General features: G+C 74.0%; 15 protein-coding genes. 11 read left to right on the top strand and 4 right to left on the bottom strand.

Features of this window, described 5'->3' with window-relative positions; genetic code table 11:
* The first annotated feature begins 22 nt into the window (after positions 1–22).
* Complete coding sequence (locus ACF9IK_RS09105; RefSeq protein WP_395293741.1) at positions 23–778, top strand: hypothetical protein; 756 nt, start codon at positions 23–25, stop codon at positions 776–778.
* A gap of 91 nt (positions 779–869) precedes the next feature.
* Here ACF9IK_RS09105 and ACF9IK_RS09100 read toward each other — a convergent pair whose 3' ends face one another.
* From ACF9IK_RS09100 to ACF9IK_RS09090, 3 genes are all read right to left on the bottom strand, one after another.
* Positions 870–1562: a transglycosylase family protein gene (locus ACF9IK_RS09100; RefSeq protein WP_395293740.1), complete on the bottom strand. Its 693-nt coding sequence runs from the start codon at positions 1560–1562 to the stop codon at positions 870–872.
* Between the two features lie 221 nt (positions 1563–1783).
* Positions 1784–2239 (bottom strand): SsgA family sporulation/cell division regulator, encoded by a 456-nt coding sequence (locus tag ACF9IK_RS09095; protein WP_395293739.1) that lies wholly within the window; start codon positions 2237–2239, stop codon positions 1784–1786.
* Between the two features lie 313 nt (positions 2240–2552).
* Positions 2553–3389, bottom strand: coding sequence for an alpha/beta fold hydrolase (locus ACF9IK_RS09090; RefSeq protein ID WP_395293738.1), 837 nt, complete (start codon positions 3387–3389; stop codon positions 2553–2555).
* 302 nt (positions 3390–3691) lie between these two features.
* On the opposite strand from ACF9IK_RS09090, the gene ACF9IK_RS09085 reads away from it, so the two are divergent.
* The 3 genes from ACF9IK_RS09085 (at position 3692) to ACF9IK_RS09075 (ending at position 7114) form a co-directional block, all read left to right on the top strand.
* On the top strand, positions 3692–4255 hold the full coding sequence (locus tag ACF9IK_RS09085) for a Dps family protein (RefSeq protein ID WP_395293737.1): 564 nt from the start codon (positions 3692–3694) through the stop codon (positions 4253–4255).
* Positions 4256–4389: 134 nt separating this feature from the next.
* Positions 4390–6267: an amidohydrolase gene (locus ACF9IK_RS09080; protein WP_395298516.1), complete on the top strand. Its 1878-nt coding sequence runs from the start codon at positions 4390–4392 to the stop codon at positions 6265–6267.
* Between the two features lie 139 nt (positions 6268–6406).
* On the top strand, positions 6407–7114 hold the full coding sequence (locus ACF9IK_RS09075) for a YoaK family protein (RefSeq protein WP_395293736.1): 708 nt from the start codon (positions 6407–6409) through the stop codon (positions 7112–7114).
* On the opposite strand, the gene ACF9IK_RS09070 is transcribed toward ACF9IK_RS09075, so the two are convergent.
* Positions 7102–8142 (bottom strand): LysR family transcriptional regulator, encoded by a 1041-nt coding sequence (locus ACF9IK_RS09070; RefSeq protein ID WP_395293735.1) that lies wholly within the window; start codon positions 8140–8142, stop codon positions 7102–7104. The two genes, ACF9IK_RS09075 and ACF9IK_RS09070, sit on opposite strands and share 13 nt — an antisense overlap.
* A gap of 1055 nt (positions 8143–9197) precedes the next feature.
* Between ACF9IK_RS09070 and ACF9IK_RS09065 the strand changes: the two genes are divergently transcribed.
* The 7 genes from ACF9IK_RS09065 to ACF9IK_RS09035 all read left to right on the top strand — a co-directional run bounded on the left by ACF9IK_RS09065 (position 9198) and on the right by ACF9IK_RS09035 (position 16829).
* Complete coding sequence (locus ACF9IK_RS09065) at positions 9198–9851, top strand: helix-turn-helix domain-containing protein (protein WP_395293734.1); 654 nt, start codon at positions 9198–9200, stop codon at positions 9849–9851.
* Between the two features lie 461 nt (positions 9852–10312).
* Complete coding sequence (locus ACF9IK_RS09060) at positions 10313–11041, top strand: DUF4142 domain-containing protein (protein ID WP_395293733.1); 729 nt, start codon at positions 10313–10315, stop codon at positions 11039–11041.
* A 71-nt stretch (positions 11042–11112) separates the two neighbouring features.
* A complete protein-coding gene (locus ACF9IK_RS09055; RefSeq protein ID WP_395293732.1) occupies positions 11113–12504 on the top strand; it encodes a DUF1996 domain-containing protein in 1392 nt (463 codons plus the stop codon).
* 128 nt (positions 12505–12632) lie between these two features.
* A complete protein-coding gene (locus ACF9IK_RS09050; RefSeq protein WP_395293731.1) occupies positions 12633–13532 on the top strand; it encodes a hypothetical protein in 900 nt (299 codons plus the stop codon).
* Entirely contained in the window at positions 13529–14971 is a 1443-nt protein-coding gene (locus ACF9IK_RS09045) for an NADH-ubiquinone oxidoreductase-F iron-sulfur binding region domain-containing protein (protein ID WP_395293730.1), read from the top strand. The genes ACF9IK_RS09050 and ACF9IK_RS09045 overlap by 4 nt, the downstream gene beginning before the upstream one ends.
* Before the next feature lie 182 nt (positions 14972–15153).
* The gene (locus tag ACF9IK_RS09040; RefSeq protein WP_395293729.1) at positions 15154–16224 is read left to right on the top strand and encodes an SCO0930 family lipoprotein; all 1071 of its coding nucleotides are present in this window, start codon (positions 15154–15156) and stop codon (positions 16222–16224) included.
* On the top strand, positions 16224–16829 hold the full coding sequence (locus tag ACF9IK_RS09035) for a hypothetical protein (RefSeq protein ID WP_395293728.1): 606 nt from the start codon (positions 16224–16226) through the stop codon (positions 16827–16829). The genes ACF9IK_RS09040 and ACF9IK_RS09035 overlap by 1 nt, the downstream gene beginning before the upstream one ends.
* Positions 16830–17460 lie beyond the last annotated feature (631 nt).

Raw genomic sequence — 17460 nt, 5'->3', positions numbered from 1 at the left:
ACCGCACGAGGAAGCACCGCCCATGCGCATCCGTTCCGTCGCCGCTGCCCTCGCCGTTGCCGGGGCCGCCGTTCTCGCACCCGCCGCCGTCCCCGCCTCCGCCCACGGCGACACCGTCCACCTGGAGATCACCGGGGCGGACAACGGGCACGTCACCACCGTCGCCAGCTTCGAGAACGACCGCGACCCGGTCGTCGAGGGGTTCGCCGGCTCGCTCGCCGCCACCTCCTCCGACGGGCGCACGGTGGGGCCCTGGCGCCTGGTCGCGGTCCCGGGCCACCCCGGCAGCTACACCACCCGTGAGATCCTGCCGTCCGGTCACTGGAAGATCACCGTCGACTGCGCCTTCCCCGACCTCGGTCACGGCGAGCGCGAGCTCGACGTGGCCGCCGCCGCCATCACCGACCCGGCGGGCTCGATGCCCACCGGGGGGCCGGTGGTCGGGCCCACCGTCGTCCCGTCCCCGGTCGTCACCTCCGCTACCACGACCGGCCCGACGGTTCCCGCGCCCGCCCCCACCGGCGCTCCCACCGGCACCGGCGCTCCCACCGGCACCGGCGCCGCCGACCCGACCACCTCCGGGGCCACCGTCCCCGCTCCCCCCGCTCCCTCCGGTCCCGCGACCGCCACGGCGACCTCCGACGTCCAGGTGAAGACCGCCGCGGACGACGACGGCTCGACCGTCGCCGCCTGGGCCGCCATCGGTACGGCGGTCGTCGCCGTCGTGCTCGTCGCCCTCGGCTTCCGGCTCCGCCGCCGCAACGCCACCCGCGGCTGACCCGACGCCCCGGCCGGGCAGCTCCAGGAGGAACGGGCCGGCGCCGACGTCCTCGCCGCGGGCGTCCCGCACGGCCCGGACCGTGGGCGTCTCAGGTCAGGACGAGGACCTGGCCGGGCAGGAGCAGGTCGGGGTCGGGCCCGATGGTCCCGTCGTTGAGTGCGTGGAGGGCGGGCCAGCCGCCGGGGGTGCCGGAGACCTGTGCGATGTGGTCGAGGGTGTCGCCCGCGCGCACCGTCCATGTGCCCGGGCGGTCCGCGTCCGGGCCGTCCTCCGCTACCGGGGGTGCGGCCGTCGCGTCGGCGCTGCCGGTGTCGTCGGCGCGGAGCGCGGGTCCGGCGGGGGTGTACGGTCGCGGCTGCGCCGGGCGGTGGGCGCGGGTGCGGGCACCGGCGTGGGCGGCGGGGGCGTCGCCGCCGCGGGCGGCACGAGCCGCGCAGGCGGGCCACGGCGCGAGGCCGCGGCGTGCGGCGAGGTTCTCGGCCACGGCGATCTGCTGTTCACGGGTCGCCCGGTCCGCGCGGGGCGCGTAGGCGAGGCCGCCGTTGGCGCGCCAGGTGGCCCCGTCGAACTGCAGCCCGCCGTAGTAGCCGTTCCCGGTGTCGGCGTGCCAGCGCGCCCCGCTCTCGCAGCGGGCGAGTGCGTCCCAGTCGACGCCGGTCAGGACGCCGGTGGTGACCGCAGCGGCCGGAGCACCGCCGGGGCCGCCGACGGCGGCGGCGAGAACGAGCAGCGGGAGCAGGAGAACGGCGAACAGTCGGCGGGCGACGCACAGCGGTGACATGAATGCTCCGCAGTCGGGGACAGGGGCCGGGCGCCGGAGCGCCTTCTCCACCCATGCACGATGCGGCCGTGCCGGGTTGCCGACGGAGCCGGAATCTCATCCGGCCGGCGGTCCGACACCACCCGAACAGCGAATCCTCACCGCAGCGGTGAGGGCGGAGCACCGGGTTGTGCGGATACGCGCTCGTCGGCGTGTCGGCCGGTTGGGGCGGTCCCGGGACCTCAGCCGGCCAGGCCGGTCAGTTCGGCGTCCCAGTCGATCGCGCTCCCCTCGGTGCCCGGCGGGACCAGCGTGAAGCTCTCCCGGCGGAGCCAGCGACGCACCTGGCGGGACGGGAGGTCGAGGAGGACGGATCCGTCGTCCCCGAGCAGCATGACGCGCAGGGCGGTGCGGCCGTGGCAGGGGCAGGGCGGCCAGATGCGGACGTCGCCGAGGCCGGAGGGCTTCTGCAGTCCCTCCCAGAGGAGGTCGCGGGAGAACTGCCAGGTGCCCGCCCCCGCTGCGGGGCCGAGGAATTCGAGCGCGACGGCGAGCGGGTCGTCGCTGCGGTAGGTGAGGCGCACCGGGTTGTCGACGGACCGGTGCTCGCCGAGGACGATCTGCGCGTCGAGGACGACGTCGGTGCTGGTGACCTCCGGGTGCGGCTGGGGGCTCGAGAGGGAGTGGTGGGCGGGCACGGGTGCTCCTGGGTCGGTGCAGGGGTGGGTGCCGGACGGCGGCGGGGCGCGTCGGGGTGCGGGACACGGCGCGGCGGCGGCAGGCAGGGGGCCGCACGGCGGGGCGGCCGGACGAGCCGGACGAGCCGGACGATCGGGGCGGCGGCGCGGTGCTCCCGCCGCGCGCCGCCCCGGGATCTGCCGGGATGACGGCGGACATGCCGGTGGGCGGCCGGGCGACGAGGCGCCGGCCGCCCACCGGCGACTGCATCACGCGAACACCACGAGGGCGGATGGTCGGACGGCCGCGGTCGGGGGCCCGCGGCCGTCCGGGTCACTTCGCGAGGAAGGCCAGCAGCGCCTCGTTCACCTCCTCGGCGTGGGTCCACAGAAGACCGTGCGGCGCGCCCTCGATCTCCACGTACTCGGCGGTGGGCAGCGCCCGGTGGAACGGGCGCGCGGTGTTCTCCACGGGCAGGATGCGGTCGCCCGTCCCGTGCAGGATCAGGGCCGGCACGTCGATGCGGGGGATGTCGGCGCGGAAGTCGGTGTACCAGGTGGTCGGTGCGGCCGAGGCGGCGTAGGAGCCGCCGCCCGCCGCGACGTTCCAGCTGTTGCGGACGGCCTCCTCACTGATCCTGGTGCCGAGGTTCTCGTCCAGGTTGTAGAAGTCCTGGAAGAAGGCGCTGTAGTAGGCGTAGCGGTCGGCCTTCACCGCCGCTACGACGCCGTCGAAGAAGTCCCGGGCGGCGACGCCGTCCGGGTTGTCCTCGGTCTTGAGCAGCCAGGGCTCCAACGAGGCGAGGAAGGCGACCTTGGCGACCCGTGCGGAGCCGTGGGCGGACACGTACCGGGCGACCTCACCGGTGCCCATCGAGAAGCCGACGAGCACGGCGTCCTGGACGTCCAAGGTCTCCAGCACGGTGTTCAGGTCGGCGGCGAAGGTGTCGTAGTCGTAGCCGGTGGCCGGCTGGGACGACCGGCCGAAGCCGCGGCGGTCGTAGGTGATGACCCGGTAGCCGGCGTCGAGCAGCGCGGCGCTCTGCCGCTCCCAGGAGTGCCCGTTCAGCGGGAACCCGTGGATGAGGACGACCGGCTGGCCGGAGCCGTGGTCCTCGTAGTAGAGATCGATGGAGGTGGAGTTCTCCCGGCCAACGGTGATGAACGGCATGGGTCTTCGTTCCTCTCGGGCGGCGGCGTGCCGCTGTGGTGCTCCGACGCTAGGGGCGGCGGGCAGCGGCCGGTGGACTCTGAGAGCACACGGTGTCGTCCGAGAGTGCTGTGGCCGGGCCACCGGCGGGTGCCCGTGTGATCGGTCGTCGACTTCGCCGGCGGAAGGTGCGCGGACCGGCTCGGGGCGGTGCGCCGTCGGAACAGGTCCCGGTGCGTTGCGCTCCTAGCCTGATGCCGCCGTCCCGTGAGTCGCCCCGCGACCGACCGGCACCCCCGCCCCGACGGAGCAACAGGAGCACCATGACCAGCCGGACCAGCCAGCCGCGCCTCCACCAGCACGCCCCCGAGATCCAGGAGTTCGGCACCGTCACACAGCTGCCGATCGCGCTCTCCCACGACGCCCGGCAGTACTCCTCCCAGCGGCTGAACCGCGTCCTGGCGGACACCCAGTTCCTCTACGCGTTGTACAAGAAGTACCACTGGGGCATGCGCGGGCCGACGGCGTACCAGCTTCACCTGCTCTTCGACAAGCACGCCCAGGAACAGCTGGAGCTGGTCGACGCGCTCGCCGAGCGGGTGCAGATGCTCGGCGGTGTCGCGGTGGGCGATCCGCGCCACGCGGCCCAGATCACGGGCGTGCCGCGTCCGCCGGACGGCATCGAGCCCGTGCGGTCGATGCTCTCGGGGCTCCTCGACGCGCACGAGACCATCCTCGCCGACGCCCGTGACGCCGCCGCCCGCACGGCGGAGCTGGGCGACGACGGCACCCAGGACCTCCTGGTCTCCCAGATCGTCCGGACCGGCGAGACCCAGGTCTGGTTCCTCGCCGAGCACCTCGTCGACACCCCCGCGGCGGGGGCGTGACCGCGGGCCGGGTCCGGCACCGTACGGGCCCGGCCACCGCGGCACTCGGCACCGCCGGCCCGGCGTGCACCGCGGTCGCGCGCCATGGCCGATCCACAACCGCCACTGCGTGAAGGGAACCCCCGTTGTCCAGCATGCCCGTCGCCGGGATCCGTCCCGGCGTCCCCGCCCAGCCCGCCGACCTGGTCGTCCGCAACGCCAAGGTGCACACCAACGACCCGCGCCGTCCCCGGGCCACGGCCCTGGCCGTCCGGGACGGACTGATCCAGGCGGTCGGTGACGACGCGGACGTCGCACCGCTGGTCGGCCCCGACACCCGGGTGGTCGACGCGCTCGGTCGCCGGGCCGTGCCGGGGCTCAACGACGCGCACCTGCACGTCATCCGCGGCGGCCTCAACTACGTGCTGGAGCTGCGCTGGGACGGCGTCCCGACGCTGCGCGAGGCGCTGGCCATGCTCCGGCTCCAGGCCGAGCGGACCCCGCCCGGCCAGTGGGTACGGGTGGTCGGCGGCTGGTCCGCCGACCAGTTCGCCGAACGGCGGCTGCCCACCCTGGCGGAGCTCAACGCCGCGGCGCCCGACACACCCGTCTTCGTGCTGCACCTCTACCAGTCGGCACTGCTCAACCGGGCCGCGCTCCACGCCGCGGGCTTCACCCGGGACACCCCCGACCCCGCGGGCGGCCAGATCGTGCGCGGCCACGACGGCGAACCGACCGGCCTGCTGATCGCCGCCCCGGGCGCGCTGCTGCTCTACTCCACCCTGGCCAAGGCGCCGACGCTGGACGAGGCCGACCGGATCGGCTCCACCCGGCACTTCCTGCGCGAGCTGAACCGCTTCGGCCTGACCTCCGCGATCGACGCCGCCGGCGGCTTCCAGAGCTTCCCGGAGAACTACGGCACCGTCATGGAGCTGGCCCGCCGGGGCGAGCTCACCCTGCGCATCGCCTACCACCTCTTCCCCCAGACCGCGGGGCAGGAACTCGACGATCTCACCCGCTGGGTCAACACCGTGCGCCCCGGTGAAGGAGATGCGTGGCTGCGCCTCAACGGGGCGGGGGAGAACCTCACCTGGGCCGCGGCCGACTTCGAGAACTTCACCGAGCCGAGGCCGCAACTCGGCTCCTACGAGACGGAGTTCGAGAAGGCCGTCCGGCTGCTGACAGAGCACGGCTGGGGCTTCCGGCTGCACGCCACGTACGACGAGACCATCCGCCGTGACCTCGCCGTCTTCGAGAAGCTCGCCGCCGAGGGCCTCTTCCCGCACGGCAACCGCTGGCTCTTCGACCACGCGGAGACCGTCAGCGGGGAGAGCCTCGACCGGATCGCGGCCCTCGGCGGCGCCGTCTCCGTCCAGAACCGCCTCTCCTTCCAGGGCGAGGCCTTCGTCTCGCGGTACGGCGCTCCGGCCGCGGCCGAGGCACCGCCGCTGCGCGCCATGCTGGACCGCGGCCTCACCGTCGCGGCGGGCACCGACGCCACCCGGGTGTCCTCCTACAACCCGTGGGTCGCGCTGCACTGGCTGGTCTCCGGTCGCGCGGTCAGCGGCAGGCGCCTCGCGGCCGAGCACAACCGGCTCAGCCGCGAGCAGGCGCTGGAGCTCTACACGCTGGGCGGGGCCCGCCTGACCGGCGAGGAGGAGGTCAAGGGGCGCCTGGCGGTGGGTAGTTACGCTGACCTCGCGCTGCTCAGCGCCGACTACTTCACCGTGCCCGAGGCCGACATCCCGCACATCGAGTCCGTGCTCACGGTCGTCGGCGGACGCATCGTCCACGGCGCCCGGGAGCACGAGGGCCTGGCCCCGGGCCTACCCGCCGTGTCGCCGTCCTGGAGCCCGGTCACGCGGTTCGGCGGCTACCACGCCACCCCCGCGCCCGGCCCGGCCGGCGTCCGCCAGGCCGAGGGCGTGCTGGAGGCCGTGGCGGCCTCCGGCGAGCAGCACGCCTGGCGCGCGGCCCGCGGTCTCGTCCTCCCCGGGCAGCCCCCGGTGCCGACGGACCCCTGCTTCTCCTGACACCCCGGGCATCGGCGCAGGGGGCACCGCCGGATCCGGGCGGTGCCCCCTGCGTTCTCGGCCCACCCTCCCGCGCGCCCGCCTTCCCCCGACGCCCACGTCCCCCGACGCCCACGTCCCCCCGGCACGAGGAGCCTTCGTGACCACGCCGACAGCCGATTCCCGCACCGCGTCCGCTCCGCAGCCGCCCGGGCCGCACATCCACGACCGCCACCCGCTGGCCCTGGCCCTGTTCGGCCTCACCCTGGTCAGCGGCCTGATCGACGCGGTGAGCTACCTCGGGCTCGGTCACGTCTTCACGGCCAACATGACCGGCAACGTCGTCGTGATCGCCTTCGCCCTCGCGGGGGCACCCGGGTTCTCCGTCGCGGGCTCGCTGGCCTCCCTCGCCGCCTTCCTCCTCGGTGCGCTGCTGGCCGGCCGGATCGCAACGGCGAACGCCGGCCCCCGGCGGCCCCGGCAGTTGCGGACGGCCTTCGTCCTGGAGGTCGCGCTGCACGCGGCGTCCGCCGTCCTGGTCTTCGCCCGGGGGGCGGACGGGGCCGCACAGTACGTCGTGATCGCGCTGCTCGCGCTGGCGATGGGCATCCGCAACGGCACCGTGCGCGGCCTCGGCGTGCCGGACCTCACCACCACCGTGCTGACGCTGACGCTGACCGGACTCGCCGCGGACTCGCGGCTCGCCGGCGGATCCGCTCCCCGTCAGCGCAGGAAGATCCTCTCCGTCGCCACCATGCTCGCCGGCGCCGGACCGGGTGCGGTCCTCGTGCTGCACGGACAGCTCGCCTGGGCCCTGGTGGCCAGCGCCGTCGTGGCCGGCGTCACCCTCCTGCTCTACCGCGAGTGAGTCGACGATTCGGCCCCGTCCAGAGCCGGCGGGGGCTCCGCGCCCGCGGCGCGGCGTGCCTGCGAGGGGATTCCGGGCGGGTTCGAGGCGTCCCCCGGCCGGGGACGGCCCGGCTCGGCCGGATTCGGCGGGGTGGCGGGGGTGTTGGCCACCTCGCGGAGGAGGGCGAGCAGGAGCTCCTCGTAGGTGGAGAGGGGCCGGGCGACGGTCCAGTTGGCGGTGACGGTGCGGGGCGTCGGGCCGGGCCGGACGTGGAGTTCGGCGAGGACGCCGTGAAGGAGCTCGAAGCGGACCGAGCGCCTGGGGACCAGGCTGATGCCCAGGCCGATGCGGACGGCTTCCCGGACGCTCTCCGTTCCCCACAGGTCGAGGGTGCGGGCGCCGACGAGGTCCCAGGTGTGCAGGAGCTCCAGCAGCTGTCGCCGGGTCTGGGAGCCCGGTTCGAGGAGGAGGAAGGACTCGGCGGAGATGTCCGCCGGTGTGACCTCCTGCCCGGCCAGCGGGTGGTCGGGCGCGCAGACCAGCAACATCTCGTCGCTGGCGAGCTCCTCCGAGTCGTACCGCCCCGGGGGCAGCGGGCCGTCGGCCACGCCGACGCCGATCCGGCCCTGCTGGAGGGCGCCGGCCAGGCACTCGGGGCTGTTGACGACCACGGTGAACAACCCGTCGGGTTCGCGGCGCCGCAGTTCGCGCATGACCGCCGGCAGCAGGTAGTCGCCGACGGCGGCCGTGCTGCCGACCACCAGGCGCTCGTTGGGCCATCGCGCGGCCGCCTGGACGGCGCCGACGGCGTGGTCGGCGAGCGCAAGCATCTCCTTGGTCTGGGCGAGCAGGACCCGGCCGGCCGGGGTGGGGCGGATCTTCGGGCCCGATCGGTCGACCAGGACGGTCCGCAGCGACGCCTCAAGGTTCTGCACCTGCTTGGAGACCGACGACTGGCTCAGGAACAGCACCTGGGCCGCCGCGGAGAACCCACCACATTCGATGACCTTCGCGAAGACCGCCAGCTGGTTCAGGTTGAGTCGCATCACGGCCCCGATCGCGTGAATGTGGTGCAGGGCATTAGGGCCTGGGGGCCGTACGGCAGGCGTCCGCAGTTCCTGCCGTCCCCCGGTGGGGGGCACAGCCTACAAGCAACCGGGAGAATACCTGTTCGGTCGACACAATTGCGTGGAAGGACCGGCGTTCGTCGATTCGAGGGCTCAACGCGGCTCTCGGCGCTTCGCCGCTGACCCCTCCTGATCGGACCGAAGCGGTCGGTGATCATGACTATGTGATGGTGAGTCAGGTGCGGTCGGGGGTGAATTCGGGTTCGTTCCGGATCGGTTGTGAGGGCTTTGTGTGATCGGGGTCCCGCGGGGTGAGGGTGCGCGTACGACCATTGCGTGGTCGCTGGGTCGTGTGCGTGCGGCCCTTGCGGGGAGCCGCGGATGGCGGTCGTTCGAGGGCGTGGCGCACGGTCCGAAAGATAACGGATTGATAACGCGGCGGGACGAAACCTCCTGTGGCCCATCTCTAAACGTGTCCGGCCCGGTCGGGTCGGGGATTCGAGAGAGAGGGGTGTCGCCATGCGGGAAGCATGCTCCGGCAGCAGGTCGCCGGTGCCGACTCCGTACGAACTCTTCGTGCTGGGGCGAGGTGCGGGCGGAAGGTCCGCCGCCGGGTCGCGGTGCGTCGGGTCGCGTCCCGCCCGGCCCGCCCGGGTCGGCACGCTCTCAAGGGGTTCCGGTGGCGGGAACTGTCTCGACGTCGCGGGAAGGGGGCCGCGATGAGCGACCTCGCCCTCCCGGGGGCCGTCGGTCACCGGGAACCCGCACGGCGCCGCCTCGCCGGCCACACCGGCACCGCGACTCGCAGTGGCACGGTGAGCCAGGGCGGCGCGGTGACCAAGGGCGGCGCGGTGAGCCGTGGCGGTGCGGCCGCCGGCCGGACCGACACGGCAGGCCGAAGTGGCGTGACGGGCCACGGCGGCACGACGGGTCGTCACGGCGCGACGCGCCACGGTGGCACGGTGGGGCGGACCGGCGCAGGCCACGGTCCCCGCGGTGGCCGAGGACGCACCCAGCCGACCACGGTCCAGGCGGTGGCGCTGTACTCGTCGCCCGGGACGCCGCCGTCGGGACTCTCCGGCACGGAGGTCGTCGCCGGTACCAAGGGGACACTCCCCTACCTGCTGATCCCGGACCCGCTGCCGGGCATGCCCCGGGTGCTCGCCCTCTGGTTGGAGGGGCGGACCGCCGTGGTGGGGCCGGCCGTACCGGTCGAGGACGCCGTGGTCTCGCTCGGCTGGGCCCGCAAACTGCTGACGATGGTGCCGCAGGGAGCCTCCGCCGGGATCCACTTCGTCGATGACCACCTGGCGACCCTCATGCTCTTCCAGGACCCGCTGCTGGCGAGCCACCTCTCCGCCAAGTGGCTCGGACGCCTGGCCGACATGACGCCGCAGCAGCGGCAGTGGACCGAGGAGACGCTGCTCGCCTGGCTGGAGGGCGGTGGCACGCTCCCGGCCGCCCGGCTGCTCCGCATCCACCCGCAGGCCGTCCGGAACCGGCTGCGCAACCTGGAGAAGGTCTTCGGCAGCGGCCTGCGCGACCCCCGGGCCAGGTTCGAGCTCCTGCTGGCCCTGAAGATCCAGATCATGGCGTCCGAGTACGCCCGCCTGCGCCGCAGAGCGGGGATGCTGTCCCTGCTCCAGACCACCGGGCCCAACCGGAACCTCCGGACGAACGGGCGCTGAGACCCGTCCGCCGGCGCAGACCGGTCCCGTGCCGGCGCCATCCGGCCCCGGGCGCCATCCGCCCCCGGGTCGGACCCGCCCTCATCCGGCCGGACCCGCGCCGGTCCGTGACCGTGACACCACCGCGGTGATGCGGCTCGTGCAGCCGCCCGCGATCAAGCCCGTCGCGCGTCCGTGACGCCGAACCTGACGCCCTCCCCGAGCAAGCCCGCCGCGCCGTCCGTCGTGCTGTCCGTCGCGCCGCCGGTGGTCCCGTCAGGGGCGGTGCCGGGCGTTCGGATCCGGGCCGTCCCCTCGCGGCAGTCGACCGTCACTGCCGCGTCATCCCCTCGTCGGCCGCGCCGTCCGTGGACCGTCACGCGTGGATCACCCCCGCGCGGACCACCGGAAGGCCACCCGGACCCGCTCCGGTGGCTCCCGCGCGGCCCTGATCCTCCGGGTGCGGTGGAGGGAGAACCCCCATGTCATCTTTGCGGAAGAAACGCGGACCGGGCGGCGCCGCCTACGGCCTGCCCCTGGTGAGCCGCGTCCCGAGGTCGTCGGCCACCGTCCTGATCATCGTCGCGATGATCCTGACCGCGGCGGCCCTGGTGTACCCCGTGGCGAAGTCGGCCGGTGCCTATCGCAGCGCCCCGGTGAGCGACGACCAAGAAGTGGTGCAGACCCCGACCGGGCCGCTCACCGCCGTCGACCGCGACCTGGTCAAGCGGGTGCGGCTGGCCGGGCTGTGGGAGATCCCCGCAGGTCGGATGGCCCTCGCGAAGGGCACCACCCCCGAGGTCAAGGTGGCCGGCCAGCACCTGATCGACGGTCACACCGATCTCGACAGGGCGGTGCTGACCGCCGCCCAGACGCTGAACCAGAGCGTGCCCACCGAGCCCTCGGCGCAGCAGCAGGGCTGGCTCCGGCAGTTGGAGGCCGCGCAGGGCCCCGAGTTCGACGAGCTCTTCGCGAACATCCTGCGCAGCGCCCACGGGCAGGTCTTCGCGGTGCTGGGCCAGGTGCGGGCCAGCACCCAGAACGCCACCATCCGGGACCTGGCGAGCATGGCCAACATCACGGTGCTCGACCACATGAACGTCCTGGAGGACACCCGACTCGTCAAGTTCGACAAGCTCAACCCGCCGCCGTCCGGTTCGGCCGCTCCGTCCGCGAGCCGCCCGCCGGCGCCCGCCGGATCGACCCGGTAGACGACGAACCGGCCGACGGCTGTCCGCGGCCTGCCCGGCAGGCCCGATCCCGTCCGAGGAGTGTGAGGAACATGAAGTCCCGTAAACGTGGCACGTCGAAGAGAAGGGCCGGTGCCCTGCTGCTGGCGGTGGTCCTGGGCACCGGTGCGGTGGGTACGGTCGTATCGGTGGCCTTCGCCGGCCAGCGCCCGTGGAGCTCGAAGACGGCCTCCCCGCAGGTCGGCACCGTCGCCTGCGCCGATGCCGGGGTGGCCCTGAACGAGGTGCCGGAATCGTCCCAGGAGGCGGTGGACAAGAACCTCGCCGACCTCGACGTCCAGGTGGCGGACGCGTTCAACCGACTGGCCGCGCCCGCTCCGGGCGACAACGAGAAGCGGGTCATGGACGATCTCGCCGGCCAGCGCGCGGACACCCTGAAGAAGCTGTCGGACAGCGCCGGTCCGGACTCCGGTCTGCCGAAGGACCTCTCGGGCATGGCGCGGTGCACGGTCCGTAACGACCTGGTGGTCCAGGACGCGGCCAAGGGGTTCAGCGCCGACGGCATGGGCGGCGCCGCCGCCCAGACCAGGGCCGCCGCGCAGGTGAAGTCCCTCCCCAAGAAGGGCTTCGTCGACATCAGGAGCGTGTCCCCGAACGTCTCCACGCCCGCCAAGAAGGGGACGGCCACCGGCTCCTTCACCTCCCGGTGCGGGCGCAACGAGAACCGCCACCTCAACCCCGACAACGTGATCGTCGCCCCCGGTGTGAGCAACGGCGCGCACCACATGCACGACTACGTCGGGAACGTGGCCACGGACGCGTTCTCCTCCAACGCGAAACTCGCCGCCTCGGGCACCACCTGCTCCAACGGCGACAAGTCGGCGTACTACTGGCCCGTCCTGCGCGTCTTCGACGGCACCAACGAGAGGGACGCACGGGCGCCCGGTGGCGGCAAGGACAAGAACGTTGGACGGATCCTGCAGCCGGCCGAGGCGAACATCACGTACACCTCCACCGTCGGGAACCAGGTCCAGCCGATGAAGCAGTTCCTGCGCATCATCACCGGCGACGCCAAGGCCTTCACCAACGGGCCGGCGAACGCCCACGCCTCGTGGAGCTGCACGGGCTTCGAGAACCGCCAGGTCGTCGACAAGTACCCGATCTGCCCGAAGGGGAGCCGGGTCGTCCGGACGCTCAAGTTCCCGGACTGCTGGGACGGCAGGAACATCGACAGCGCCAACCACCGGACGCACACCGCCTTCTCCAACGCCTCGGGCGCGTGCCCGAGGAACTTCAAGGCGATCCCCCAACTGGTCGAGCGCGTCGCCTACGACGTGCCGGCCGGGATCCGGTTCGCGGTCGACAGCTTCCCCGAGCAACTGCACAACCCGATCACCGATCACGGTGACTTCATCAACAACATGAGCAAGAGCCTGCAGGACCAGATGGTCAGCTGCATCAACCAGGGGCGTCGCTGCGGGTGACCCGCCCCTTCCGGGGCCGGCCCGCGCCGGCCGGCCCCGGGACCAGATCCGACAGCAGGTTCAGGACGAGGCCGGAGGGCTCAGCAATGGTGAGAGGGCAGAGGCGGCGGTCACGGCGGTTCGGCCCGGTGCCGCGGAACGTCGAGCGGGCCGGTCGGGCGCGCGCGGCGGACGAGGGCGAACAGCCCGCGGAGGGCGGTCGCAAGCGGTCGGGTCCGTGGTCGTTCCTGCCGCTGTTGGCAGCGGGGCTGGGGGTGACGGCCATCGTCGTGAACCCCAGACTGCAGGCGTTCCTGACGTTCGCCGTCGGCGTGCTGGCACTCGTGTCGTTCACCTCCGCGGTCCTGTGGGGCCTGGCGGCGACCGACCGGCTGGTCCTGAGCCCGTCGCACCGCCTCGTCGCGCAGGCCGTCCACCGCGCGATGGGCGTCGCGGGCGTCGTCTTCCTGGTCCTGCACGTCTGGATGAAACTGATCGTGGGGCAGATCGGGGCACTGGCGGCGTTCGTGCCGTTCGCCGACCCGGTCAAGCCGGTGGTCTTCGGACTGGGGACCGTCGCGGGGTACCTGTTCCCCGCGGTGGCGCTGGCCGGGGCGGCCCGCGGCAGGCTCGCCCGCTCGGGTGACGCGCGCCGGTGGCGCGTCATCCACCTGTTCTCGTACCCGGCATGGGGAGCGGGCCTGGTCCACGGCCTCCAGTCGGGCCGGGTCGCGGCCCCCTGGGTGGTCGTGCTGTACGGCGTGGCCGTCGTGGGCGTGGCAGGCGCGCTCACGGTCCGGCTGCTCCTCCAGGACCGTTCCGGCCCGCGCCAGGCCCCCGTTCGGCCGCTCCCGCCGGAGGCCGGAGGCGCCCCCGAGGCCACCACCCAGCGCCTGCCGGTGGTCGGGGGGCAGGCCGCGGCCGCCGCGCCGGGCCTGGCCGTGGGCCGGGGCTTCGCCGCCGGGCCGGGCCTGGCCGGCGCCGGAGTGGGAGTCGGAGCCGGCGTCGGTGCCGGGGCCGGAGTCGGACGTCGGCGGCGGGGCGCGTGAGCGACTACCCCCCACCCGTCCTCTGGTTCGGACGGCCGGTCCTGTTCGCCGGCCTGGAGAGCCTGTACCGGGTCGACTACCGCTCGCACCTCCTGGTCCACGGCCAGCTGCCGGCGCTGGGCGCGGAGGAGCTGGCCGAGCTGGCCGAGAACGTGGACCTGCGCGGCCGCGGAGGTGCCGGATTCCCCTTCGCCCGGAAGATCAGGGCGGTCGTCAAATCGGCGGCCCGGCGCCGCACCACACCGGTCGTCGTCGTCAACGGAACGGAAGGAGAGCCGAGTTGCCTGAAGGACACCACGCTGATCCTGCGCGCCCCGCACCTCGTGGTGGACGGTGCGCTGATCGCGGCCGCCGCGCTGGGCGCGGAACGGGTGGCGATCGGCGTCACCCGGGCCGACACCGAGGAGTCGCTGCGCCAGGCACTGGCCGAACGCAGGTCGGTGAAGCCGCCGGTGGAGGTGGTGCGACTGCCGGAGCGGTTCGTGACGGGGGAGGGGAGCTCCCTCGCCCGCGGCATCACCAACGGGATCGCCCTGCCCCGGGGAGGCGGCGTGCGCACCAGCGACAGCGGTGTCGGGGGAGCCCCCACACTGCTCTCCAACGCCGAGACGTACGCCCAGCTCGCCGTGGCGGCCCGCTGGGGTGCACTGCCCTACCGGGAGATCGGCCTCCCCGACGAACCCGGCACCGTACTGCTCACCATCGCCGGCTCGACCGTGGTGGAGACCCCCACCGGGGTGCCGCTGGAGACCGTCCTGGCGGCGTGCGAGCTGGACATCGGGCAGGGCGTGCTGGTCGGCGGGTACCACGGGAAGTGGCTGACGCCCGACGCGGCCCGCTCGGCCGTGATCTCCCGCCAGTCCTTCCAGCGCCTCGGAGGGGCGCTGGGTGCCGGGGCCATCCTGCCGCTTCCGGAGACGACCTGCCCGCTGTGGGAGGTCGTCCGGATCTCCCGCTGGATGGCGGACGAGACGGCCGGTCAGTGCGGACCCTGCTACCTGGGGCTTCCCGACCTGACCTCGGCCCTGGAGGACCTGGTCCGCGGCGGCGGGCAGCGCGCACTCGACCGGGTGCAGGCCGGCATGCGGGCGGTCACCGGACGAGGGGCGTGCAGCCATCCCGACGCCGCCGCCCGGTTCGTGGCCTCGTCCCTGGCCGTGTTCGACGACGACCTGGTCGCGCACTCGTACCAGGGCGGCTGCGGACGGCCTTCGCAGGACGTCCTGCCGCTGCCCGAGGTGGAGAGCGCCGGCTCCATCGTCGTCGACTGGACGCTCTGCGAGGCCCACGGTCTGTGCACCGGCGTCCTGCCCGACGTCATCCGGCTGGGGCCGGACGGGTTCCCCGCCGCCGCCGTGATGCCCGTACCCGCGAGGCTGCTCTCCCAGGCGGCGCGCGCCGTCGACCGGTGCCCCGCGCTCGCACTGCGGATGCAGTGAGGCGGGTGCGGCGCCGCCCGTGCCGCTCGTCGGAGCGGCGGGCCGATCGAGAGGTTCCGGAGGGCTATCGACCCTGACATCCGCGTCCCGTGTCCGGGGACCGGCGCTCGACGCCGGACCGGAGCACCGCGGACGCGCAGTTCCACGGAAGGCCAGATTCCACCGATGGAAAGGCAAGGAACATGTTGACGAAGCGATACGGACTGGCCGGGCTCTGCGTCCTGCTGGTCGGGCTCGTGGTGATGGCCCTCTGGGGCAGCATGAGCAGCAGCGCCAAGACGCCGTCCGGCTCCGGCCAGTTGGTCGGAGCCCAGGACGCCGCGCCGGCCGGCGGCGGCTCCTACGGCTCGTACGGCTCCTACGGGAGTTCCGGCGGCTCGCCGTCCGCCGGTGCGTCGGCGGGCACGGGCGCCTCGGCGGGGGCGTCGGCCGGTGCTCCGGCGGGCGAGGGCCAGGCCGGGGGAGCGCTCACCGTGCGCAGCGACGCCAAGCTCGGCATGGTGGTCACCGACAGTGAGGGCTTCACCCTCTACCGGTTCGACAAGGACATGGCCAAGCCCCCGATGTCCAACTGCAACGACGGCTGTGCCAAGACCTGGCCGCCGGTCGCCAAGGAGGGCTCGACCGCGGGGACCGGGATCGACGCCGGCATGCTCGGCGAGGTCACCCGGACCGACGGGACGAAGCAGCTGACGCTGGGCGGCTGGCCGGTCTACCGCTACGCGCAGGACACCGCGGCCGGTGACACCAAGGGCCAGGGCGTCGGCGGCGTCTGGTTCGCCCTGGCGCCCGACGGCAAGAAGGCGGCCGCCGCGGCCGCCGGTGCGTCGGCCTACCCGTCGGAGACGGCCGGCGCGGCGCCGAAGCCCCAGCCGGCCCAGCCGGCCCCGGCCGGGGCCCAGGTCTCCGTGACCACGAACGCTCAGCTCGGCCAGATCGTCGTGGACGCGCAGGGCATGACGCTCTACCAGTACGCCAAGGACCCGTCCTGGCCGATGAAGTCCATGTGCGAGGGCCAGTGCGCGATGACGTGGAAGCCGGCGCCCGCCGTCGACCCGAGCCAGGTCAAGGGCGTGGACCCGAAGCTGATCGGCAAGATGCAGCGCACCGACGGCAGCTGGCAGTTGTCCATCAACTGCAAGCCCGTCTACACCTTCGCGGGTGACAAGGCCCCCGGTGACGCCAACGGGAACGGCAAGGACAACCTGTGGTCGGCCGTGAACCCCGCCGGGAAGCCGGTGACCGGTAAGTGATGCCCTGGGACTCCACCGTGGCGCCCGTCCGGCCGCAGCGGAAGGCACGCCGCCGGCTCCAGTGGCTCGGGATGACCGTCCTGTTCGCCCTGGGTGTCATCGAACTGGCGGGTGGGACCGGAGGGTTGTTCGCTCTGCCGCGAGCATCGGCCGGTGTCGCCGGCGCCTCGGTGGAGGACCTGGCCAAGCGGATCGGCTGTACGGCCGACATCACGGCCGACACGGCGGACCTGCGCCAGGGGCTCTGCAACCTAGGGGAGGACGAGGTGTGGATCGCCACCTTCCCGACCGCCGGGGCCCAGACGGTCTGGACGTCGGGGGCCGAGGAGTACGGCGGGTTGTACCTGGTGGGTGACCGGTGGGTGGTCGTCCTGTCGGACACCACCGCGGACTTCCTGCACCAGAAGCTGGGCGGGGTGGTCACGAGCGGCACCGACCACATCGGGCACGCCGGCCAGGGCGGCCAGAGCGGCCAGAGCGGTCACGGCGACGACGCCGACGAGGGCGGTCACGGCGATCACGGTCCCGGCGAAGGCGCCGGGGCCGGGGCCGACCACGGCTCCGGTGCCGGCCAGGACGGCCGTGATCCGTCCGGCGCCAACTGACCCGGCGATCGACCGATCGGGCGGTGGCGAGGAGGTGAGCGGCGATGCGTTCCGCGAGGAGCAGGGCCGCCTCGGCCCGCGAGGGCGAGGCGTTGTCGACGGGCGGTCGCGGGCCCGGACGTCCACGGCCGCGGCCGGCCGGCGTGCCCGCACCGCCGGGCGAACCGCCGGGCGGACCGTCGGGCCCCGGGAGGCGGCGCGGGGGACGCCGGGGCCGGGGCGGCGGAGCGGGTACGGGGCCGGGGCGTTCGCGCGTCGCCGGGGCGGCCTCGGGGAGGGCGTGACGTACCGCTGACCGACCGGGCCCAGGGCCCAGGGCCCCGGGCCCCCTGGTGCCCTCGCCCGGACCGTGCCGGGCCTCTCGACGCGTTCGTCGGCCGCTCGTGTCGGACTCTCACGGGGCCTCCGCCCCGCCCGGGAGCCGGGAAGGTGCCGAGACCCCGGGACGGGCCCTCGGCGGGCCCTGCACGGCGGCCGGCCGGCCGTCCGCCGGTCGGGAGGCGCTTCCCGTGCGCAGCCCGCACCATGGCGACGACCCGTCGCCGGCGGTCCGGGGCGGCACGGTCGTGCCGCCCCGCGAACCCCGGTTGCGCTGGCGCGAGGGGGAGTTGCCGCCCGGATTCCCCTGTCG

This window comes from Kitasatospora hibisci, assembly GCF_043950205.1.
Classification (GTDB): Bacteria; Actinomycetota; Actinomycetes; order Streptomycetales; family Streptomycetaceae; genus Kitasatospora; species Kitasatospora hibisci.
The sequence above is the reverse complement of the archived record's forward strand: the minus strand, read 5'-3'. Positions and strand labels throughout refer to the sequence as shown.

Coding starts and splice junctions, on each gene's coding strand:
- ACF9IK_RS09085 (WP_395293737.1), top strand. CDS start 3,692: ATGACCAGCCGGACCAGCCAGCCGCGCCTCCACCAGCACGCCCCCGAG.
- ACF9IK_RS09100 (WP_395293740.1), bottom strand. CDS start 1,562: ATGTCACCGCTGTGCGTCGCCCGCCGACTGTTCGCCGTTCTCCTGCTC.
- ACF9IK_RS09060 (WP_395293733.1), top strand. CDS start 10,313: ATGTCATCTTTGCGGAAGAAACGCGGACCGGGCGGCGCCGCCTACGGC.
- ACF9IK_RS09055 (WP_395293732.1), top strand. CDS start 11,113: ATGAAGTCCCGTAAACGTGGCACGTCGAAGAGAAGGGCCGGTGCCCTG.
- ACF9IK_RS09035 (WP_395293728.1), top strand. CDS start 16,224: ATGCCCTGGGACTCCACCGTGGCGCCCGTCCGGCCGCAGCGGAAGGCA.
- ACF9IK_RS09090 (WP_395293738.1), bottom strand. CDS start 3,389: ATGCCGTTCATCACCGTTGGCCGGGAGAACTCCACCTCCATCGATCTC.
- ACF9IK_RS09080 (WP_395298516.1), top strand. CDS start 4,390: ATGCCCGTCGCCGGGATCCGTCCCGGCGTCCCCGCCCAGCCCGCCGAC.
- ACF9IK_RS09040 (WP_395293729.1), top strand. CDS start 15,154: ATGTTGACGAAGCGATACGGACTGGCCGGGCTCTGCGTCCTGCTGGTC.
- ACF9IK_RS09105 (WP_395293741.1), top strand. CDS start 23: ATGCGCATCCGTTCCGTCGCCGCTGCCCTCGCCGTTGCCGGGGCCGCC.
- ACF9IK_RS09070 (WP_395293735.1), bottom strand. CDS start 8,142: ATGCGACTCAACCTGAACCAGCTGGCGGTCTTCGCGAAGGTCATCGAA.